This window comes from Sphaerisporangium sp. NPDC005289, assembly GCF_040607455.1.
Classification (GTDB): domain Bacteria; phylum Actinomycetota; class Actinomycetes; order Streptosporangiales; family Streptosporangiaceae; genus Sphaerisporangium; species Sphaerisporangium rhizosphaerae.
The window spans coordinates 89,791-109,547 of the sequence record NZ_JBEXGS010000001.1 but is presented as its reverse complement, the minus strand read 5'-3'; the positions used below and the strand labels follow the sequence as shown (position 1 = coordinate 109,547).

At 72.4% G+C, this 19,757-nt stretch carries 18 protein-coding genes and 1 tRNA gene; 15 read left to right on the top strand and 4 right to left on the bottom strand.

What is annotated here, in order from left to right:
* Positions 1–140 precede the first annotated feature (140 nt).
* Both ABZT47_RS00400 and ABZT47_RS00395 read left to right on the top strand, forming a co-directional pair.
* Positions 141–1,376: a deoxyguanosinetriphosphate triphosphohydrolase gene (locus ABZT47_RS00400; RefSeq protein ID WP_354834272.1), complete on the top strand. Its 1,236-nt coding sequence runs from the start codon at positions 141–143 to the stop codon at positions 1,374–1,376.
* 294 nt (positions 1,377–1,670) lie between these two features.
* Entirely contained in the window at positions 1,671–2,696 is a 1,026-nt protein-coding gene (locus ABZT47_RS00395; RefSeq protein WP_354834269.1) for a GDSL-type esterase/lipase family protein, read from the top strand.
* A gap of 88 nt (positions 2,697–2,784) precedes the next feature.
* On the opposite strand, the gene ABZT47_RS00390 is transcribed toward ABZT47_RS00395, so the two are convergent.
* Positions 2,785–3,702 (bottom strand): peptidoglycan DD-metalloendopeptidase family protein, encoded by a 918-nt coding sequence (locus tag ABZT47_RS00390; RefSeq protein ID WP_354835432.1) that lies wholly within the window; start codon positions 3,700–3,702, stop codon positions 2,785–2,787.
* A gap of 240 nt (positions 3,703–3,942) precedes the next feature.
* Between ABZT47_RS00390 and dnaG the strand changes: the two genes are divergently transcribed.
* The 4 genes from dnaG to ABZT47_RS00370 all read left to right on the top strand — a co-directional run bounded on the left by dnaG (position 3,943) and on the right by ABZT47_RS00370 (position 9,031).
* The gene (gene dnaG / locus ABZT47_RS00385; RefSeq protein WP_354834267.1) at positions 3,943–5,811 is read left to right on the top strand and encodes a DNA primase; all 1,869 of its coding nucleotides are present in this window, start codon (positions 3,943–3,945) and stop codon (positions 5,809–5,811) included.
* A gap of 181 nt (positions 5,812–5,992) precedes the next feature.
* A complete protein-coding gene (rpoD, locus tag ABZT47_RS00380; RefSeq protein ID WP_354834264.1) occupies positions 5,993–7,096 on the top strand; it encodes an RNA polymerase sigma factor RpoD in 1,104 nt (367 codons plus the stop codon).
* Between the two features lie 126 nt (positions 7,097–7,222).
* Entirely contained in the window at positions 7,223–8,497 is a 1,275-nt protein-coding gene (locus ABZT47_RS00375) for a hypothetical protein (protein ID WP_354834261.1), read from the top strand.
* 54 nt (positions 8,498–8,551) lie between these two features.
* The gene (locus ABZT47_RS00370) at positions 8,552–9,031 is read left to right on the top strand and encodes a hypothetical protein (RefSeq protein WP_354834258.1); all 480 of its coding nucleotides are present in this window, start codon (positions 8,552–8,554) and stop codon (positions 9,029–9,031) included.
* 194 nt (positions 9,032–9,225) lie between these two features.
* Here ABZT47_RS00370 and ABZT47_RS00365 read toward each other — a convergent pair whose 3' ends face one another.
* The gene (locus ABZT47_RS00365; protein ID WP_354834255.1) at positions 9,226–9,528 is read right to left on the bottom strand and encodes a YtxH domain-containing protein; all 303 of its coding nucleotides are present in this window, start codon (positions 9,526–9,528) and stop codon (positions 9,226–9,228) included.
* A gap of 243 nt (positions 9,529–9,771) precedes the next feature.
* Here ABZT47_RS00365 and ABZT47_RS00360 point away from each other — a divergent pair.
* The 5 genes from ABZT47_RS00360 to ABZT47_RS00340 all read left to right on the top strand — a co-directional run bounded on the left by ABZT47_RS00360 (position 9,772) and on the right by ABZT47_RS00340 (position 13,268).
* Positions 9,772–9,847 (top strand) — tRNA-Asn (locus ABZT47_RS00360).
* Between the two features lie 503 nt (positions 9,848–10,350).
* On the top strand, positions 10,351–11,484 hold the full coding sequence (locus ABZT47_RS00355) for a nitric oxide synthase oxygenase (RefSeq protein WP_354834252.1): 1,134 nt from the start codon (positions 10,351–10,353) through the stop codon (positions 11,482–11,484).
* A 66-nt stretch (positions 11,485–11,550) separates the two neighbouring features.
* Positions 11,551–12,330 carry an enoyl-CoA hydratase gene (locus tag ABZT47_RS00350; protein ID WP_354834249.1) on the top strand — a complete coding sequence of 260 codons (780 nt, stop codon included), beginning with the start codon at positions 11,551–11,553 and terminating at the stop codon, positions 12,328–12,330.
* 225 nt (positions 12,331–12,555) lie between these two features.
* Positions 12,556–12,759, top strand: coding sequence for a cold-shock protein (locus tag ABZT47_RS00345; RefSeq protein ID WP_354834246.1), 204 nt, complete (start codon positions 12,556–12,558; stop codon positions 12,757–12,759).
* Positions 12,760–12,872: 113 nt separating this feature from the next.
* Positions 12,873–13,268, top strand: coding sequence for an STAS domain-containing protein (locus ABZT47_RS00340; protein WP_354834243.1), 396 nt, complete (start codon positions 12,873–12,875; stop codon positions 13,266–13,268).
* Between the two features lie 185 nt (positions 13,269–13,453).
* Here ABZT47_RS00340 and galK read toward each other — a convergent pair whose 3' ends face one another.
* A complete protein-coding gene (gene galK, locus ABZT47_RS00335; RefSeq protein WP_354834240.1) occupies positions 13,454–14,596 on the bottom strand; it encodes a galactokinase in 1,143 nt (380 codons plus the stop codon).
* 83 nt (positions 14,597–14,679) lie between these two features.
* Here galK and ABZT47_RS00330 point away from each other — a divergent pair, with 83 nt between their 5' ends.
* The 3 genes from ABZT47_RS00330 to mshB all read left to right on the top strand — a co-directional run bounded on the left by ABZT47_RS00330 (position 14,680) and on the right by mshB (position 17,735).
* Positions 14,680–15,597, top strand: coding sequence for a pyridoxal-phosphate dependent enzyme (locus ABZT47_RS00330; RefSeq protein WP_354834237.1), 918 nt, complete (start codon positions 14,680–14,682; stop codon positions 15,595–15,597).
* Between the two features lie 142 nt (positions 15,598–15,739).
* On the top strand, positions 15,740–16,768 hold the full coding sequence (locus ABZT47_RS00325) for a LacI family DNA-binding transcriptional regulator (protein WP_354834234.1): 1,029 nt from the start codon (positions 15,740–15,742) through the stop codon (positions 16,766–16,768).
* Between the two features lie 115 nt (positions 16,769–16,883).
* Positions 16,884–17,735 carry an N-acetyl-1-D-myo-inositol-2-amino-2-deoxy-alpha-D-glucopyranoside deacetylase gene (mshB, locus tag ABZT47_RS00320; protein WP_354834231.1) on the top strand — a complete coding sequence of 284 codons (852 nt, stop codon included), beginning with the start codon at positions 16,884–16,886 and terminating at the stop codon, positions 17,733–17,735.
* Positions 17,736–17,919: 184 nt separating this feature from the next.
* Here the strand turns inward: mshB and ABZT47_RS00315 are convergent, their stop codons facing one another.
* Positions 17,920–18,507: a WHG domain-containing protein gene (locus ABZT47_RS00315; RefSeq protein ID WP_354834228.1), complete on the bottom strand. Its 588-nt coding sequence runs from the start codon at positions 18,505–18,507 to the stop codon at positions 17,920–17,922.
* Positions 18,508–18,577: 70 nt separating this feature from the next.
* On the opposite strand from ABZT47_RS00315, the gene ABZT47_RS00310 reads away from it, so the two are divergent.
* Positions 18,578–19,735, top strand: coding sequence for a serine hydrolase domain-containing protein (locus ABZT47_RS00310; protein ID WP_354834225.1), 1,158 nt, complete (start codon positions 18,578–18,580; stop codon positions 19,733–19,735).
* The last annotated feature ends 22 nt before the right edge of the window (positions 19,736–19,757 follow it).

Genomic DNA, 19,757 nt, shown 5'->3' with positions numbered 1-19,757 from the left:
ACAGGGGTGGCGACGGCCGGGGCAGGGGTTACTCACGGGCCGCCTGACCTGCGGGGGAAGACGAAATGCGTCCGGACATCGTGAGTTTCCTGCATGTTTGTCATGCGCGACCCATAGCGGGGGTAGCATCCCCGCTACCGATGACAGGATACGACGACTTCGACCAGGCCAGATGGGTGCCGGAACCTCCCGGCAACCCTGAGCGCAGCGCGTTCGAGCGCGACCGGGCGCGGGTGCTGCACAGCTCCGCGCTGCGGCGGCTCGCCGCGAAGACGCAGGTCGTCGGCCCGGGTGAGATCCCCGACCATGGCCGCCACATCCCGCGCACCCGCCTGACCCACTCGCTGGAGTGCGCGCAGATCGGCCGGGAGCTGGGCAAGGCGCTCGGCTGCGACCCCGACCTGGTCGAGACCGCCTGTCTCGCCCACGACCTGGGCCATCCGCCGTTCGGGCACAACGGCGAGACGGCGCTCAACGAGCTGGCGGCCCGGTGCGGCGGCTTCGAGGGCAACGCCCAGAGCCTGCGCCTGCTGACCCGCCTGGAGGCCAAGGTCCTCACCGGCGACGGCCGCAGCGCCGGGCTGAACCTCACCCGCGCGACGCTCGACTCGTCCCTGAAGTACCCCTGGACCTCCGCGCACGGCCCGAAGTTCGGCGTCTACCCCGACGACCTGCCCGTCTTCGACTGGGCGAGGCAGGGCGCGCCCGAGGGGAGGGTCAGCTTCGAGGCGCAGGTCATGGACTGGTCCGACGACGTCGCCTACTCCGTGCACGACCTGGAGGACGCGCTGCACTCCGGGCACCTCACCCCGGAACTGCTGTTCGACGCGGGGGAGCGGCGCGAGGTGTGCGAGCGCACGCTGAAGTGGTACGCGGGCGACTCCTGCCTCACCGAGCTGGAGGAGACGCTGGCCCACCTGGTGGCCGCGCCGTTGTGGCCGGCGCGGTTCGAGGAGACCATGGCCGACCTGGTGGCGCTGAAGTCCTTCACCAGCGCCCTGATCGGCCGGTTCTGCCTGTCGGCGCAGGAGGCGACGACCAGCGCCTACGGCCGGGGCCGCACCCGGTACGGCGCCGACCTGATCGTGCCCCGGGTCACCCGGCTGGAGTGCGCGCTGCTCAAGGGGGTCACGGCGCACTACGTGATGTCCCGGGAGGACCACCACGCCAACCAGGCGCGCCAGCGCGACCTCATCGCGGAGCTGGCGTCCATGATCATGCTGGGCGCGCCCGGGACGCTGGAGCCCGCCCTGCGCCCGGCCTTCGCCGGAGCGGCCGACGACGCCGCCCGGCTGCGGGTGGTGGTCGACCAGATCGCCTCGCTCACCGACGTCAGCGCCGTCGCCCTGCACCGCTCACTCAGCTCCCGCGCCTGACCCCCGCCGCCCCGCCAGGCGCGCCGGCCCGGCCACGCCGGCGTCCGTCGTCCTGATGTTCCGCTCGCCTGGCGACCGCCGCCCCGGCTGTAAGTTACACGGCCGCGCGGCGGCGGGCCGCCGGGTGAGCTGGGGAAGAGCCGGGGCGGCGGGTGCGGGCGGCCCCGCGGCCGTTGCCGCGCCGCGCGAGCCGACCTAGCGTCGAAGACCGATCATCACGTCCTGATCCTTCCCCCACCCGGCGCCGTGCCGCGGCCGGACGCGGCGGGCTCCGCCACGAGCGAGGACTATCACATGCCGAGGTTCAGAGCTCTCATCATGGGGGCGGTGACGGCCCTGGTCATCGGCGGCGTCGCGCCGCTCCCGGCGACGGCGGCGACCGGCGACGGCTCGCCGACGGACGCCAACATCTCCTTCACCGGCCGCTGGGACACCCGCAACCCGGCGGCCTACACGCCGTACTGGGCGGGCGCCTACTTCACCACCGGCTTCACCGGGACGACGGTCAAGCTCAAGCAGCGCGGCGCCATCGACCTGTACTACAGCATCGACGGCGCCCCGTTCGTCTACCGCACCAACGTCAGCGGCACGGTGAACCTCACCTCGACGCCGCTGCGGGCGGGCGACCACACGCTGCGCGTCTCCTACCGCGTCGTCGCCGGGTCCTACCACGGCGACGCGGTGTTCCAGGGACTGGTCCTGGACGCGGGCGCGAGCACCTTCCGCGCGAACGTGCCTTCGACGCTGCTGGAGTTCGTCGGCGACTCGATCACCGTGGGGACCACCACCTCCAAGAACGCGCTGACGGCGTACGGGTGGCTGGTCGGCGAGCGGCTCCACGTGCGGCACACGCAGATCGCCCAGGGCGGCGCCTGCCTGGTCGCCACGGCCGACGGATGCGTGGGGCTGGAGCGGCAGTTCCTCAAGCTGAACCCCAACGCGGCGACCCCGGACTGGGACTTCTCCCGCTACCAGGCCAACGTGGTGGTCATCAACCTCGGCACCAACGACTCCGGCCACGGCGTGCACACCCCGGAGTTCCAGGCCTCCTACACCAACCTGCTGCGCGAGGTGCGGGCGAAGTACCCGTACGCGACGATCTTCGCGATGGAGACCTTCCGCGCGAAGTTCGTCGCCCAGACCCAGGCCGCGGTCAAGGCGCTCAACGACGGCGGCGACCCCAACGTCTTCTACGTCAACACCGAGGGCTGGCTGACCAGCGCCGACCTCAGCGACTCCGTGCACCCGAACGACGCGGGGCACGTCAAGATCGCTGACCGCCTGGCCCCGATCATCGCGGCGAGGATCGGCGCTCCCTGACGAGGGCCGGCGCCGCACGCGCGGACGCATGGCGACCCGGAGCGGCCGGCAGGGGCGGTGGCCTCCGCCGGCCGGTCCACGTGTGGCCTCAGCCGGTGGTGACGGAGTCGGGGTCGGCGGTCTGGGTGGGGACCGGCGTGGGCTTCTTCTTGACCGGCTTGGAGGCGCACAGCGTGCGGCAGGCGGGCGTGGCGCCGACCCGGGCGCGCACCGCCGCCACCTGCTCGGCGGGGGACATGGTCGGATTGCCGTGCAACCACGCGTCCAGGTAGGTCCACGGATCGACCATCCCGCGGCGCACCCACCAGTAGCGCGAGGCGGTCGCCCAGGACACCGAGAAGTACAGGTTGGCCCCCTGGCCCCGCGCGTCGCCCGAGTCGCCGACGCGCCCGAGCACCTGGCCCGCGGCGACGCGCGTCCCCGGCCGGACGCCCGCCTCGACGGTGTCGAGGTGCCCGCCGAAGTAGCGCACCCCGTCGTCGCCGAGGACGGACACGAACCGGCCCTCGCGGTCGGTCCCGTGGTCGGTGGCCGGCCTCCAGCGGTCGGTCGTGCTCACCTCGTGCACGACGCCGCCGACCGGGGAGACGTACGAGCAGCCCTTGCCCGCCCAGATGGTGGTCTTGGGCAGCACGAGTTGCTTGCGGGCGTAGCTGACCCGGCACCCGCGGACCGGGAAGACGTAGGTGAACCGCGACAGCCTCGGCGGGGGCACGCGGACCGGGTCGTCGCCGCGCGGCGGCCTGACGTCGCCGGGGGAGCCGGGGGAGGCCGACGGGGTCGGCTTCAGGGTGGCGGCGTCGATCTCCGTGCCGCCCTCGCCGGTGGGCGAGACGTCGGGGCTGGGAAGCGGGTCCGGCGTGCCGGTCGCGGCCCCGGTCGCCGCCACGTCCTGCATGGGTGGCGCGGGCGGCAGCGTGCTGATGCCGGCCACCCCGCCGGGGGCCGCACAGGCGGCGCTGACCAGCACGGCCGCTCCGATGGCGGCCAGTCGCCCCGATCGCATGATCTCCACCCGCCAGACGTTACCGATATGAGCGTTCCCTTTGTAACCGACCTTCGCCACCATCACCGCTTATTCGCCGAAAATCCCCCATCTTGGGATGGAACCGACGGTAACCGGCCGGTCACGCTGGCGCGGCGACCCCTGACGCTCCGGGGCGCGCGGTGTCCGGCCCCGGCGGGTCCCGCCGGGCCGGGACGGCCGCCGGAGCGGAGTGTCGGCGCCGAGTCGTAGACTCGCGGCGTGGCAGGGCGGATCAGTGACGAGGACATCGCGCTCGTGCGAGAGCGCTCATCGATCGCCGACGTCGTGGGGGAGCACATCCAGCTTCGCAACGCCGGCGGCGGCAATCTCAAAGGCCTGTGCCCCTTCCACGAGGAGAAGTCCCCCTCGTTCAACGTCACCCCCTCCCGCGGCTACTGGTACTGCTTCGGCTGCGGCGAGGGCGGCGACGTCATCACCTTCGTCCGCAAGCTGGAGCTGCTGTCGTTCGCCGACGCGATCGAGCGGCTGGCGCAGCGCGCGGGCATCCAGCTCCGCTACGAGCAGGGCGGTTACGTCCCCGGGCGCGAGCAGGGCGAGCGCAGCCGGCTCATCGAGGCCCACCGGGCCGCCGCCGAGTTCTACGCCGCCCAGCTGGAGACCCCCGAGGCGGCGCCCGGCCGCCGTTTCCTGTCCGAGCGGGGCTTCGAACGCGTCGACGCCGAGCACTTCGGGGTCGGCTTCGCCCCGTCCGAGTGGGATCGCCTCGCCCGCCACCTGCTGGGCCGGGGGTTCACCGCCAACGAGCTGATCAAGGGCGGCCTGGCCCGCGACGGGCGCCGCGGCCCGGTCGACCGCTTCCGCGGCCGGCTCGTCTGGCCCATCCGCGACATCACCGGCGACGTGATCGGCTTCGGCGCGCGCAAACTGCTCGACGGCGACGACGGGCCCAAGTACCTCAACACCCCCGAGAGCCCGATCTACAAGAAGAGCACGGTCCTGTACGGCATCGACCTGGCCAAGCGCGAGATCTCCAAGCGCTCCCAGGCCGTCGTCGTCGAGGGCTACACCGACGTCATGGCCTGCCACCTGGCCGGCGTGCCGACGGCGGTCGCCACCTGCGGCACCTCGTTCGGCGAGGAGCACATCAAGGTGCTGCGCCGCCTGCTGCTCGACCAGGCCGAGTTCCGCGGCGAGGTGGTGTTCACCTTCGACGGCGACTCCGCCGGTCAGAAGGCCGCCCTGCGCGCCTTCGCCGACGAGCAGAAGTTCGTCACCCAGACCTTCGTGGCCGTGCAGCCCGACGGCCTCGACCCGTGCGACCTGCGGGTCAAGCACGGCGACGCCGCCGTCCGCGATCTGGTCGCCGCCCGCGAGCCGTTGTTCGCGTTCGCCATCCGCAGCGTCATCTCGCGCTACGAGCTGACCACCAACGAGGGCCGCCTGGCCGCCCTGGACGCCGCCGCCCCGCTGGTGGCCGGCATCAAGGATTCCGCGCTGCGCTCCAGGTACGCCGTCGACCTCGACCGCTGGCTCGGCTTCATGGACGAGCGGCTGGTGCTGCGGCGCATCCAGGAGGTCGCGGGCCGCGCGGGGGGCAGGGCGGCGTCCGAACGGCCCGCACGGCGGGCGAGCGCGCCCCCGCCGGCCGACTCCGCCGACCCGGTGGTCCGCATCGAGGCGGAGGCGCTGAAGCTCGCGGTGCAGCGTCCCGCGCTCATGGGGCCCGAGTTCGACGCCCTCGGGGCCGAGGCGTTCACCGTGCCCGAGCACGTCGCCCTGTACGGCCTGGTCACGGCGGCGGGCGGCACGGTCGCGGGCGGCCCCGGCGGGCGCGAGTGGGTCGACATGCTGCTCGCCGCCACCGAGGACGACGGCCTGCGCGCCCTGGCGACCAGGTTCGCGGTCGATCCGGTGCGGGCCGACCTGGCCGGCGAAGAGCGCTACGGCCAGGCCGTGCTGGCCCGGCTCGCCGAGATCGCCGTCACCAGGGCGCTGGTGCAGATCAAGGCCAAGATGGAGCGCCTCAACCCTGTTGAGCAGCAGCAGGACTACAACCGCCTCTTCGGCGAACTGGTGGCGCTCGAACAACAACGCCGGGTCTTAAGAGAACGCGCCGTCGGAGCGTAATTAACCTTACTTTCCGCTTCTCAGAGCAGCCAAACTCTTTGTCCGATCTCAATTCGGTAATGGCTCCGGCCTTACCTCGGGTGACAAAAATAGGCCTGCCCTTTTACCGCCCCTATACCGCAGACTATGCACCGTGGGTGCATCGGTGCTGCCAAGTGGACCGCCGTCGGTAGTAGACCAGGTGGCGGATCTCGTCGCGAGAGGAAAGGAGCGCGGCAGCGTCACCGTCGACGACGTCGCCGCCGCGCTCGACCGCTCCGAGTTGCCGGCCGACGCGCTGGAGCGTGTCGTGCGGATGCTCGCCGAAAAGGGTGTGGAGGTGCTCGAGCCGCAAGGCGACGACGACACCGTCCGGCCCGATGAGGAGGATGTCGGCAAGCGGGCGCCGACCAGCGACCTCGTCCGCATCTACCTGCGGGAGATCGGCCGCGTGCCGCTCCTGACGGCGGAGGAGGAGGTGGAGCTGGCGAAGGCGATCGAAGCCGGCCTGTTCGCCGAGGACAAACTGTGCGACATCGGCATACGGCTGGTCAAGCCCGAGTTCGAGGAGCTCGTCTGGGAGGGCGTCCGGGCCAAGCAGCGGCTCATCGAGGCCAACCTGCGGCTCGTGGTGTCCATCGCCAAACGCTATGTGGGCCGCGGAATGCTCTTCCTCGATCTCATCCAGGAGGGCAACCTCGGGCTGATCCGCGCGGTGGAGAAATTCGACTACACCAAGGGATATAAGTTCTCCACCTACGCCACGTGGTGGATTCGCCAGGCCATCACCCGGGCGATCGCCGACCAGGCGCGGACGATTCGAATTCCCGTGCACATGGTCGAGACGATCAACAAGCTGGTCCGCGTGCAGCGCCAGCTCCACCAGGATCTCGGCCGGGAGCCCGCTCCCGAGGAGATCGCGATGGAGATGGACCTCCCCGTGGACCGCGTGGTGGAGATCCAGCGCATCGCGCAGGAGCCGGTGTCCCTGCAGTCGCCGATCGGCGAGGAGGACTCCGACCTCGGCGACTTCATCGAGGACGCCGACGCCGTGGTGCCCATCGAGGCGGCGGCGTTCATCATGTTGCAGGACCAGCTCGACGACATCCTCGCCACTCTCTCCGACCGCGAGCAGCGCATCATCCAGCTCCGCTTCGGGCTGTCCGACGGGCACCCGAGGACGCTGGAGGAGGTCGGCAGGGAGTTCGGGGTCACTCGCGAGCGCATCCGCCAGATCGAGTCCAAGACGCTGGCCAAGTTACGTCACCCGACGCGGGCGCAGATGCTGCGCGACTACCTCGACTGAGACCTCCCGCGCCCGTCCAGGGCCGTCAAGGCCATAGGCCCCGGACGGGCGCGGGCCCATCAGCACGGGGGCCCGCGGGGACCAGGGAGGAGGGACGGCAGGGACGCCCCTCCTGCCGACGAGCCGATGGACGCGCGGTCCGCGCTCGACGAGGACACCGCGCTCGAGCAGGCCGCACTCGACGTGCTTGACGCGAACTGGACGGGAACGGCCACCGTCCCCTCGGTGGGGCGCTACCCCCACCAGTGGAGCTGGGATTCGGCGTTCGTGGCGATCGGCCTGGCGCGGCGCCGGTGGTCGCGCGCCTGCGAGGAGCTGCTGAGCCTGTTCGCCGGGCAGTGGAGCACCGGCATGGTGCCGCACATCGTCTTCGACCCGGCCGCCAGGGACTCCTACTACCCGGGGCCGTCGATCTGGCGTTCGGGGGAGTGCGCCGCCGCGCCGCGCGGGGTGCCCACCTCCGGCCTCACCCAGCCGCCGCTCCACGCCTGCGCCGTGTGGTGGATCTGGCGTTACGCCCGTGACCGCGACGCGGCGCTCGCGTTCGTCCGCAGGACCTGGCCGTGCCTGGTGGCCCAGCACCGGTACCTGGCCTCCGCCCGCGACCTCGGCGGCGAGGGCCTGGCGGCGATCGTCCATCCCTGGGAGTCCGGCCTGGACGACAGCCCCGCCTGGGACGCCCCGCTGGCCGCGCTGCCCATGGTCGGCTACGCCTGCGGGCTGGAGGACTGGCGCTCCGACAGCCACCACGACCGCTGGGTCTGGCTGGCCCTGCGCTACCGCGACGCCGGGTACGGCTCGGGCTACCTGCGCGACGAGCACCCCTTCGCCGTCGAGGACCCGATGTTCAACGGCATCTGGCTGGCCTCCTGCCTGGCGCTGGCCGACCTGGCCGGGGTCATCGGGGCCGACGGCCGGCCGTTCGAGGAGGCCGCCGAGCGGATCCGCGGCGGACTGCTGGCCCGCCTGTGGGAGGGCGCGTTCTACGCGCGCGATCTGCGCGCCGGGTCGCTCATCCCGATCCGCACGATCGGCGGATTCGGCCCGCTGCTGGACCCGGGCATGCCCGCGACGATCGTCGGGCCGCTGGTCGAGCTGCTGGAGTCGTCCTTCCTCGGCCCGAGCGGCTACCCGGTGCCGAGTTGCGAGGTGCGGGCGCTGCAGTTCGACCGGGAGACGTACTGGCGCGGGCCGTCGTGGGTGAACACCAACTGGCTGCTGCGGCAGGCCGCGGCCGGGCACGGCCTCGGGGCGCTGGAGAGGCTGCTCGCGACCGCCACCCTTCGCCTGGTGCGCCAGGCGGGGTTCCGTGAGTGCTTCGACCCCTTCGACGGCATGGGACGGGGGTGCCGCGACTTCTCCTGGTCGGCCGCCCTCACCTTGGACCTTCTCGCCGGATGAGCGCCGGGCCGCCCGCGTGCGGCCCCGCACCGGCGGGCCGGGTAGCTTTCACCCATGCGATTTCCCTGGGGCACCAAAGGCCTCCCCCCGGAGGCCGGCGTGCGGCTGGAGCCCGGCGAGCGGGTGCTGGTCCACGCGCGGACGCCGGACGGCGGGTACGTCGTCGCCACCGACCGCGCGCTGCGCCTGCCGGCCGGCGAGACGCTGCCCTGGTACCGGGTCGACCGGGCGCAGTGGGACGAGGAGGGCCTGCTGGTCGTCGGCACCGACGGCGCCCGCCGGCGGGTGGAGCTGCCCGACCCCGGCCGGCTGCCCGAGGCCGTGCGCGAGCGGGTGACCTCCTCCATCCTGGTCAACCGGCACGTCCGCCTCGGCGAGCGCGGGGGAGTGCGCCTGGTCGCCCGCCGGGTGCCCGGTCAGGACACCGCCGAGTGGGAGTTCGTGTTCGACCCCGGCCTGGACCCGTCCGACCCCGGCCTGCGGGCCGCGGCGGAGCAGGCCCTGGAGCGGCTGCGCCGCACGCTCGGCGTCTGACCCGCCGTCCGCACGGCCGCAGCGACGGCCCGTCCGCGCACGTACCGCGAACGGCCTCGCCCCGGGGGCCTGCGGCATGTGGAGACCGACCCGTGCCCGGGGCCTGCGGAGACCAACCTGTGCGCGGGGACCCGCGACATGCGGAGACGGCCCGTGCGCGGGGTTTCACGCGGGCCGTCTCCGGGGTGCGCCGGTCAGGTGACGCGGTCCATCTCGCTGTCCGGCCAGCCGGTGCCGGTGTCGTCCTTGACGACGCTCCAGCCGTTCCTGTGCAGGAACGGCACCCGGTCGCCGAGCACGTCGCCCAGCTTGTGCTTGGTCACCTCGGCCGCCTTGGACGCCTGGGCCCCCGCCACGCCCGCGGCCTGCTGGACCATGGGATTGTCGGCGACGCGCTGCGCCAGCCGCCTGATCTGTTCGTACCGCTCTCGTCCGGCCTTGCTGCCGAGGACGTACCCGATGGCCAGGCCTACGGCGAACGTGAATCGATATCGCATCTTCTACCTCCCGCGTGCCGCTGGCTCCCCCGCTCTGGGCTTCCCCTACCCCGGCTGCGGGCGGTTATCTTCCCGGCGCGCGGAAGCTTGCGGGGGAGCGACACCGCAGGCTCCGGCCCGGGGCGGCGCCTCCCCGCGGCCGGGGACGATCTGGGTGCGACACGCACCCCTCGGAATGCGCTAATCTAGTTCCGCGCCGCAAGGAAGGGCCAACGCCCTTCCCGCAAGGCGCAAAACGAACGATCCCGTGTAGCTCAATCGGCAGAGCAGCCGGCTGTTAACCGGCAGGTTATAGGTTCGAGTCCTATCGCGGGAGCCACCACGCAGCCCCAGGGGGAGTCCCCCTGGGGCTGTCGCCGTTCTTGGACACCGACCCGTCTGCGATTTGGCAGGACAAATCCCACTCGATGGCCCAAGATGTGGTCTTGCCGTGCTTCGTGTCACTCTGCAGGCGCATCGACGCTGAGAGTCACCGAGCTCACCCGGAACACGACGTGCGGCTGCCGCGGATCCGTGCCGACGGCGGCGGGAAAGGCCGCCGCCTCCAGGGCGTCAGAGCTCCCGGAAGCGTTCTGATACCCATGTGACCGATGTGGCGGTTGTCCAGTGTTGGGGTTTCTGAGGGTCCGACTTCCGGTAAAGTCAGCTGTCGCGGCGCTGCGTCGGGGTCGTTCGACTCCCGCGCCGTCCCCTGAGGCAGAGGGCGCCCAGGCGCCCTCACCCTCGCAGGAGGATGTCCCACTGTCTCCCCCCGGACGGAGCGCAGTTCCCGTGTCGATCCATGAGCGGGACCGAGCCTGCCCGCCGGCCTCTCGCGCTCCTGTGGCGCTGCCCCTCCATCGCCCCGGCGGCGGCGACGGCCTGGCCGACCCGCAGGAGGCGGAGAAGTTCCTGCGGCTGTTCCACGCCGAGAACCCCTCGGCCGGCCCGTTCTGGCCCCGCCTGCACCAGGTGCTGGCCGAGATCGACGCCTGGGGCACCTACACCCACACCGCCGAGGAACTGGCCTACGGGGCGCGCGTCGCCTGGCGCAACAGCAACCGGTGCATCGGCCGGCTGTACTGGCACTCGCTGCGGGTGCGCGACCGCCGCCACGTCGACACCGCCGAGGGGGTGGCGGTGGAGTCGGTCGCCCACCTGCGCGAGGCGACCAACGAAGGGCGCATCCGCCCCACCATCACCGTCTTCGCCCCCGACCGGCCGGGCCGTCCCGGGCCGCGCATCCTGAACGAGCAGCTCATCCGGTACGCGGGGTACCGCGCGCTGGACGGGAGCATCCTGGCGGGCGACGCGCGCAACGCCGACCTCACCGCCATGGCCCGCCGCCTGGGGTGGTCCGGCGGGCCAGGGACGGACTTCGACGTGCTGCCGCTGGTCATCGAGGCGGGCGGCCGTCCGCCGCTGCTGGCCACCGTCCCCGCGGACGCGATCTTGGAGGTGCCGCTGGTCCACCCGGTGTTCCCCTGGTTCGCCGAGCTCGGGCTCCGCTGGCACGCCGTCCCGGCGATCTCCGGCATGTGCCTGGAGATCGGCGGTGTCTGCTACCCGTGCGCGCCGTTCAACGGCTGGTACATGGGCACCGAGATCGGCGCGCGCAACCTGGCCGACACCGACCGGTACGACATGCTGGAGGTCGTGGGCCGCCGGCTCGGCCTGGACACCTCCAACGAGCGCACGCTCTGGAAGGACCGGGCGCTGGTCGAGCTGAACGTCGCCGTGCTGCACTCCTTCGAGCGGGCGCAGGTGACGATCACCGACCACCACACCGAGTCGCGCCGGTTCATGTCCCACCTCGAGCGTGAGGAGCGCTCGGGACGCATCTGCCCGGCCGACTGGTCGTGGATCGTCCCGCCCCTGTCCGGCTCGCTCACGCCGGTCTTCCACCGGTACTACGACGACGTGCAGCTCTCCCCGGCGTTCGTCCACCATCCCCGCAAGAGCGACTACGAGGGATGACCGGGCCGCCCCGGTCGGGCAGACTGGTGTAGAACGTTGTTCTGTACCGGCCCCGCTGGAGGTTCCATGTCCGATCTGGTGCTGTCGTCCCTGGACGAGGGCGTGCTGACGCTCACCTTCAACCGGCCCGACCGGCTGAACGCGTGGACCGACGCCATGGGCAGGCGCTACTTCGACCTGCTGGAGCAGGCCGAGCGCGACCCCGGGGTACGGGTCGTCGTGGTCACCGGCGCGGGGAAGGGCTTCTGCGCCGGGGCGGACTTCCAGACCCTCGCCGCCGTCCAGGACGGCTCCTACGACGTCGAGCCGGACAAGCGGCCCACCACCCACCCGACGACCATCCGCAAGCCCGTCATCGCGGCCGTGAACGGCGCCTGCGCCGGGCTCGGCATGGTGCACGCGCTGGTGTGCGACCTGGTCTTCACCGCCGCCGAGGCCAAGTGGACCACCGCCTTCGCCCGGCGCGGCCTGATCGCCGAGTACGGCCTGGCGTGGATCCTGCCCCGGCTGATCGGCCAGCCCAGGGCGATGGACCTGCTGCTGTCCGGCCGCACGTTCACGGGCGCCGAGGCCGGCGACCTAGGCTTGGCCAACCGGGTCGTGCCGGGGGAGCGGCTGCTGGAGGAGACCCTGGCCTACGCCCGGGAGCTGGCCGCCCACAGCTCGCCGGCCTCGATGGCCGTGATCAAACGGCAGGTCTGGGGCGACTGGGGGCGGTCCCTCGCGGAGTCGGAGTCCGAGGCCGTGCGCCTGATGCTGGAGTCCTTCACCCGGCCCGACTTCGCCGAGGGCGTCGCGAGTTTCCTGGAACGCCGCACCCCCGCCTTCCCTCCGCTCGGCGCGTAGAAGGCCCGAAAATTCCCGGGGTCACCGTTCGCCTTCTCGGGCCGCATGGTGTTGAATGGGGATCGGTTGTAGTAGAGGTTCGTTAACGTTTAGCAGCGCCTGCGGAGTTCTTACAGCGGGCGTTCCACCGTGCGAAGTCACGTGTTTCAAGGGGCGGTCGGTCGCTGAACAACTCGGGGTGTCACGTTGTGGACCTCGTAGATCGTCTCAGAGGAGATCAGTTTCATGGCTCAGGGAACCGTCAAGTGGTTCAACGCCGAAAAGGGCTTCGGGTTCATCGCTCCCGATGACGGCAGCGCCGACGTCTTCGTGCACTACTCCGCGATCGACGCCGCGGGCTACCGCAGCCTCGAGGAGAACCAGCGTGTGGACTACCAGACGACTCGCGGCCCGAAGGGCCCCCAGGCGGAGCAGGTTCGCCCGCTCTGATCACGCAGCCGCAAGGCTCACGTGACGGCGGCGACGCCGCCGTCATTCGAAGGACGCAAGAAGGGCGGTCCGCTCGACCGCGAACCGCCCGGCGTCCGATTGGAGGTCCTGTGATGGACCTGTCCGTGAACGTCCTGGCCGACGCGGTGGTGTGCCGCGTCAGCGGGGACATCGACATCGCCTGTTCCCCCGAGCTCAAAGAGCGCCTGATCGGCCTGCTCCAGTTGCCGCACCCGCGGCTCATCGTCGACCTTTCCAAGGTCACTTTCATGGACGCCAGCGGGCTCGGCGCCCTGCTGGCCGCCCGGCGGCGCTCGGTGGTGCTGGGTGGCGAACTACGGCTCGCGGAGCCCTCCTCGCCCGTGCGGCGCGTCCTTGAGGCCAGCGGCCTCACCACACGCTTCCTCGTCGAGACCCGGCCGCGCCGCGGGCGCGGGCCGCAGACCCTTCCCGCCGGCCGCGGGAGCGCCAGAGCGTCCCGCGACCTGACCGGCCCCGCCTCCCGCTGACGGCTCCCGCGACCTGACCGGCCCCGCCACCCGCTGACGGCTCCCGCCGGCCTCGTTTCGCACCGGAGGCGTCCGCCGGCCTCACTTCCCGCTGGGGACGTCCCCTGGTCCCCTCTCGCACTGGGGTCCCTGGTCCCCTCTTGCACTGGGGGCGTCCGCCGGCCTCCGCTCGCTGAGGGCGATCGCTAAGCGAGGCGGTGCGCCCCCGGGGCGAGGCTGGCCGGGAAGAACCGCGGAGCGGCCCAGCCCCGCTCCTGATAGGCCCTGGTGACCTCCTCGCGCACCTGATCGGCACGGTCGTCGGCGACCAGGGCGATCGCCGACCCGCCGAACCCGCCGCCGGTCATGCGCGCGCCGCGCGCGCCGCCGCGCACGGCCGCCTCGACCGCCACGTCCAGCTCGGGGCAGGACACCTCGTACTGGTCGCGCAGCGACAGGTGCGAGGCGTTGAGCAGGGCGCCGATCTCGCGCACGGCGCCGGCCCGCAGCAACCCGACCAGCGCCTCAACCCGGTGGTCCTCGGTGACGACGTGCTGTACGCGCTTGCGCTCGTCGCCCGAAAGGCGCGACAGGGCGGCGGCCAGGTCGGTGACGTCGCGCAGTGCCTTGACCCCGAGACGGGCGGCGGCGCTCTCGCAGTCGCGGCGGCGGCGGGCGTACTGGCCGTCGGCCAGCTCGTGGTGCACGCCGGTGTCGATGATGAGGATCTGCAGCCCCTCGGAGGCCAGATCGAGCGGGACGGCCCGCGTCGCCAGGCTGCGGCAGTCCATGAACAGGACGTGGCCTTCCTGGCTGAGGGCGGAGGCGGCCTGGTCCATGATGCCGCAGGGCATGCCGACGAAGTCGTTCTCGGCCTTCTGCGACAGCAGCGCGAGGTCGAGCCGGGACAGGCCGAGCCCGTGCAGGTCGTCCAAGGCCATGGCCACCGAGACCTCCAGCGCGGCGCTGGAGGACAGCCCGGCCCCCCGCGGCACGTCGCCGTCGATCACCACGTCGGCGCCGCGCACATCGTGCCCTGCCTGCCGCAGCGCCCAGAAGACGCCGACGACGTACCGCGCCCACCCCTCGGCCTGCTCGAACTCGGTGATCACCAGCGGCTCGGGCACCCGGGCCTCGTCGCCGCCTGAAGCCTGAAGGGACAGCAGCCGGATGGTGTCGTCATCGCGGAGGGCGACGGCGGCGGTGACGCCCCAGGGCACCGCGAACGGCAGCACGAACCCATCGTTGTAGTCGGTGTGCTCGCCGATCAGGTTGACCCGCCCCGGGGCGTGCCAGACACGCTCGGGCTCGCGGCCGTAGGCCGCGCGGAAGGCATCGACAGCACGCATGACGCGCATCTCCTCAGGTTTCGAAGGGCCGTCGGTAGCCTACCGACCCCCTCTCATCGCTCGTCGCGTGCCAAGCTGGGCCTGTGGACGACGACGCCGGGCGGGGTGACGGGGCGCCGCGGTCGCCGAGCCCGATCGCGGAGCTCCGCGACGACCGGCTCGGCGGCGTGCGCCTGTTCCTCAAGCGGGACGACCTGCTCGACCCCGAGCTGCCCGGCAACAAATGGCGCAAGCTCAAGTACAACCTGGCCGAGGCCGCCCGCCTGCGGCACGGCACGCTGCTGACCTTCGGCGGGGCCTACTCCAACCACATCCGGGCCACCGCCGCGGCCGGCCGCCGGTTCGGGTTCGCGACCATCGGGGTGATCCGCGGCGAGGAGCACCTGCCGCTCAACCCGGCACTGGCCGGCGCCGCCGCCCGCGGGATGCGGCTGACCTACCTCGACCGCACCGCCTACCGCGCCAAGCACACCCCTGAGACCATCGCCCGGCTGCGGGCCGAGTGGGGCGAGTTCTACCTGCTCCCCGAGGGCGGCAGCAACGCCCTCGCCGCCCGGGGCTGCGCCGAGTTGCCCGCCGAGATCGACGCCCAGCTCGCCGCCGCCGGGGGGTTCGACGCGGTGTGCTGCGCGTGCGGCACGGGCGGGACGCTGGCCGGCATCGCCGGTGGGCTGCCGCCGGGGCGCCGGGCCGTCGGCTTCCCGGTGCTGAAGGGCGGGGAGTACCTGGCCGGGGAGGTGGAGCGGCTGCAGCGCGAGGCGTTCGGCGCGCCCACGTCGAACTGGAGCCTCGAATGCGGCTTCCACTTCGGCGGGTACGCCAGGCGCACCCCCGAGCTCGACGCGTTCGCCGGGGACTTCCACGAGCGGCACGGCCTGCGGCTCGACCGCGTCTACATCGCCAAGATGATGTACGGGATCTTCGCCCTGGCGGCCCGGGGGGCCTTCGCCCCGGGCGCCCGCGTCGTCGCCGTGGTCACCGGCGGAGCGGGCCCTTCGTGATCTTCCGCTGACAGGGCGCTTCGACCGAATTTGCAAGCCGTTGTAAGAGGGTGCAAGTTGCTGACGTTCCAATTGGGACGCATGTCGTTGAGCGACCAGGCGAACGCAAGCGACTTGCAGGATTTCGACCTATGATTGCGCCGTGACACGGCGACTTGCGGAAGTGGCGAAGAAGGTCGGCGTCAGCGAGGCCACGGTCAGCCGGGTCCTCAACGGCAAGCCGGGGGTGGCCGAGGCGACCCGCGCGGCGGTGCTGACCGCGCTCGACGTGCTCGGGTACGAGCGGCCGACGCAGTTGCGCGGTGAGCGGGCGCGCTTGGTGGGCCTGGTGCTGCCCGAGCTGGGCAACCCGATCTTTCCCGCGCTGGCCGAGGTGGTCGGCGGCGCGCTCGCCCAGCAGGGCTTCACGCCCGTGCTGTGCACCCGGACGGCGGGCGGGCTGTCGGAGGCCGACTACGTCGAGATGCTGCTGGAGCAGCAGGTCTCCGGCGTGGTGTTCGCGGGCGGCCACTACGCCGAGGCCGACGCGCCCCACGAGCACTACCACCGGCTGCTGGAGCTGCGGCTGCCCGTCGTGCTGGTCAACGCGGCCACCGACAGCCTGGACTTCCCGCGCGTCTCCACCGACGACGCCGTCGCCGTTGAGCAGGCCTACGGCCACCTGGCCTCGCTCGGGCACGAGCGCATCGGCCTGGTGCTCGGTCCCGAGGACCACATCCCCTCCCGGCGCAAGCTGGAGGCGTTCACCGCCTCGGCGCGCAAGGCCGGGTTCGAGGCCGGCCTCGACACGGTGGAGCACACCCTGTTCTCCCCCGAGGGGGGTCAGGCGGTGGTCACCCGGCTGCTCAAGCGAGGGGTCACCGGCCTGATCTGCGCCAGCGACCCGCTGGCCCTGGGCGCCATCCGGGCCGTCCGGCGGGTCGGCATGTCCGTGCCCGAGGACGTCTCGGTCGTCGGCTTCGACGACTCGGCGTTCATGAACTGCACCAACCCGCCGCTGACGACGGTCCGCCAGCCGATCGAGGCCATGGGCAGGACCGCCGTCACCCTGCTGGTCAGCCAGATCGAAGGCGCGACGGTCACCGCCGAGGAGCTGCTGTACGAGCCGGAGCTGGTCGTGCGGGGCTCCACGGGGCCGGTCAAGGTTCGTTCCGGCGCCTTCGTGGAGTAAGGTCCCGGATTCGGGCCCCTCGTGCCGTTCCGCGGACGGGGAGGCGCCACCCCGGAGCACGCGGGAACCCTCGGCGGACCCGGCTGGGAGCCACGAAAGGAAAGGCAGGTCGGTCATGTCGCCCGATCGTCGGATTCTGTTCGTCCACGCCCATCCCGACGACGAGTCGATCGGCACCGGCGCCACGATGGCCAAGTACGCGGCCGAGGGCGCCCACGTCTGCCTGGTCACCTGCACGCTCGGCGAGGAGGGCGAGGTGATCCCGGCCGAGCTGCGCCACCTCGCCGCCGACCGCGACGACCGTCTCGGCGAGCACCGGGTGGGCGAGCTCGCCCGGGCCTGCGCGGCGCTGGGAGTGCGCGACCACCGCTTCCTCGGCGGCGCGGGCCGCTGGCGCGACTCGGGCATGATGGGCGCGCCCACCAACGACGACCCGGCCTGCTTCTGGCAGGCCGACGTGGACCTGGCCGCGGCCGAGCTGGTCGGCATCGTCCGCGAGGTGCGGCCGCAGGTGATCGTGACCTACGACGCCGACGGCTTCTACGGCCACCCCGACCACATCCAGGCCCACCGGGTGGCGTGGCGGGCCTTCGAGAAGGCCGCCGACCCCTGCTTCGGCGAGGGCGAGCCGTGGACGCCGTCGCGGTTCTACGCCACCGCGACGCCGCTGTCGGTGCTGGAGCAGGCGGTGGACGCCGGGCCGTTCGAACGGCTGAAGGCGGTGGAGGACTTCGGGTTCGGCGTGCCCGACGAGCAGGTGACCACGCGGGTGGACGCGGTCGCCCACCTCCCGGCCAAGACCGCGGCGCTGCGCGCCCACCGCACGCAGATCAGCGTGGACGGCGGCTACTTCGCGCTGTCCAACGGCGTCGGGCAGCCGGTGTCGGCCGTGGAGCACTACACCCGCCTCGCCGGCGAGCCGGGCACCACCGGAGACGACGGCCACGAGACCGGCCTGTTCGCCTGACCCCCTGACCGGGGGACGTTGACCGGTTTTCCCGCCGCACCACGGCGCCGGATTCGCCGTCCCCCTTCCCGCCGACCCGGCGCCGGGGGAGGGTCCAGTGAGGGCGGAGAGAGCCATCGCACCCGGCGAAGCCGGGCCGTCACCCCCGAAGGGCCGGCTGTTCGGGAGGCGGGTGGTCGGTGGGTCAGGGTTCGGTGTGGGGGTGGGTGGCGGGCCAGTTCTGGAGGAGGAAGTGCAGGGCGGTGATGGCCCGGTCCCAGGAGGCGTTGACGTCGCGCACGTGGGTGAACCCGCCGTTGGCCTCCAGGGTGATGTACCCGTGGAAGGTGCTGCGCAGCAGGCGGCCCGCGTCGGTCAGGTCCGGCTCTGACAGCCGGTACGCGCGCAGGATGGCGTAGGTCAGCTCCACGTTGCGGGCGAAGGCCGCCGAACCGGCCAGGACGGCGGGGTCGATGGAGACCTGTGTCGCGGCGTAGCGTCCGGGATGGGCCAGAGCGTACTGACGGTAGGCGTTGGCGAAGGCGGCCAGGGCGTCCTGCCCGGCCCGCCCCGCGACCGCCGCGGCGATGCGGTCGACCATCTCGCCCGCGGCCAGCAGCGCGACCCGCTCCCGCAGGTCCTTGAGGTTCTTGACGTGCGAATACAGGCTCGCGTCCTTGACGCCGAAGCTCCGCGCGAGCGCGGAGACCGACATGTTGTCGAAGCCGACGGCGTCCGCCAGGTCGGCCGCCGCCCGCGTCACGCGCTCTGCCGTCAGTCCGGCACGTGCCATCCGCCACCTCACTCTCCTAGACCCTCTAGGTGGTTGCCTAATCTACCAAGGGAATGTAGCGTTCCCCGCCATGACAACCATGAAGCATGGCGGAGCGGCCGACGAACGCTTCGGAGCGGTCGCCGACGCCTTCTTCCGCAACTTCGCCGGCCACGGCGAACTCGGCGCGGCGGTCACCGTCTTCGCTGGAGGGCGCAAGGTCGTCGAGCTGTGGGGCGGCGTCGCCGACCAGCGCGACGGCCGGCCCTGGGAGCGGGAGACGATCGTCCCGGTGTTCTCCTGCACCAAGGGCGTCGTCGCCCTCTGCGCCCATCTGCTGGCGCAGGAGGGGCGGCTAGACCTCGACGCCCCGGTGAGCCGGCACTGGCCGGAGTTCGCCCGCGGCGGCAAGGAGTCCATCACGCCGCGCATGGTGCTCGGGCACCGCGCCGGGCTGCCCGTCCTCGATCGCGTGCTGAGCTTCGAGGAGATCCTCGCCTGGACGCCGGTGATCCACGCCATCGAGGAGCAGCGGCCGCTGTGGGAGCCGGGCACCGCGCACGAGTACCACGGCCACGTCTTCGGGTTCCTCATCGGCGAGCTGATCCGGCGGATCACCGGGCTCACCCCCGGCGCGTACTTCCGCAAGGCCGTCGGCGACGAACTCGGCCTGCGGGCGTGGATCGGCCTGCCCCAGGAGGAACTGCCCACGATCGCCCGGCTCGCCGAGGCCGAGGGCAGGCCGGCGATGCCCGGCCCGGAGTCGCTGCCGGTGCGCATCGTGACGATGAACGGGGCGATCCCCTTCCCCGGCCTCGAGCAGCCGCACGGGTGGAACGATCCCGCGCTGCTGGCCGCCGAGATCCCCGGGGCCGGGGCCGTCGCGTCGGCGAGCGGCCTGGCCGGCGTGTACGCCGCCGCCGCGACCGGCCTGGACGGCTCGCCCCGGCTGCTCACACGCGACACCCTCACCGGCGCCCTGCGCGAGCAGGCGGCCGGAGCCTCCTGGTCGGGGTTCCCCGACGTCGGAGCCCGGTGGGGGTCGGGATTCCTGCTCGACGCGCCGCGGTTTCGCCCCATGCTGGGCCCGCGCAGCTTCGGCAACGACGGCGCGGGCGGCCAGTTCTCCTTCGGGGACGACGAGTACGGGGTCGGGTTCGCCTACGTCGCCAACCGGATGATCGGCCACGGCGACGCGCGGGCGCGCGGGCTCGTCTCCGCGCTGCGCGACTGCCTGGCCGGCGGCTGAGCCCGGGGCCCGCCGCCGGCCA

Excerpts from the sequence above, each read along its gene's own strand:
- ABZT47_RS00400 (WP_354834272.1), top strand. The coding sequence starts at position 141 with ATGACAGGATACGACGACTTCGACCAGGCCAGATGGGTGCCGGAACCT.
- ABZT47_RS00395 (WP_354834269.1), top strand. The coding sequence starts at position 1,671 with ATGCCGAGGTTCAGAGCTCTCATCATGGGGGCGGTGACGGCCCTGGTC.
- ABZT47_RS00390 (WP_354835432.1), bottom strand. The coding sequence starts at position 3,702 with ATGCGATCGGGGCGACTGGCCGCCATCGGAGCGGCCGTGCTGGTCAGC.
- ABZT47_RS00375 (WP_354834261.1), top strand. The coding sequence starts at position 7,223 with ATGGACGCGCGGTCCGCGCTCGACGAGGACACCGCGCTCGAGCAGGCC.
- ABZT47_RS00370 (WP_354834258.1), top strand. The coding sequence starts at position 8,552 with ATGCGATTTCCCTGGGGCACCAAAGGCCTCCCCCCGGAGGCCGGCGTG.
- ABZT47_RS00365 (WP_354834255.1), bottom strand. The coding sequence starts at position 9,528 with ATGCGATATCGATTCACGTTCGCCGTAGGCCTGGCCATCGGGTACGTC.
- ABZT47_RS00350 (WP_354834249.1), top strand. The coding sequence starts at position 11,551 with ATGTCCGATCTGGTGCTGTCGTCCCTGGACGAGGGCGTGCTGACGCTC.
- ABZT47_RS00345 (WP_354834246.1), top strand. The coding sequence starts at position 12,556 with ATGGCTCAGGGAACCGTCAAGTGGTTCAACGCCGAAAAGGGCTTCGGG.
- ABZT47_RS00340 (WP_354834243.1), top strand. The coding sequence starts at position 12,873 with ATGGACCTGTCCGTGAACGTCCTGGCCGACGCGGTGGTGTGCCGCGTC.
- galK (WP_354834240.1), bottom strand. The coding sequence starts at position 14,596 with ATGCGTGCTGTCGATGCCTTCCGCGCGGCCTACGGCCGCGAGCCCGAG.
- mshB (WP_354834231.1), top strand. The coding sequence starts at position 16,884 with ATGTCGCCCGATCGTCGGATTCTGTTCGTCCACGCCCATCCCGACGAC.
- ABZT47_RS00315 (WP_354834228.1), bottom strand. The coding sequence starts at position 18,507 with ATGGCACGTGCCGGACTGACGGCAGAGCGCGTGACGCGGGCGGCGGCC.
- ABZT47_RS00310 (WP_354834225.1), top strand. The coding sequence starts at position 18,578 with ATGACAACCATGAAGCATGGCGGAGCGGCCGACGAACGCTTCGGAGCG.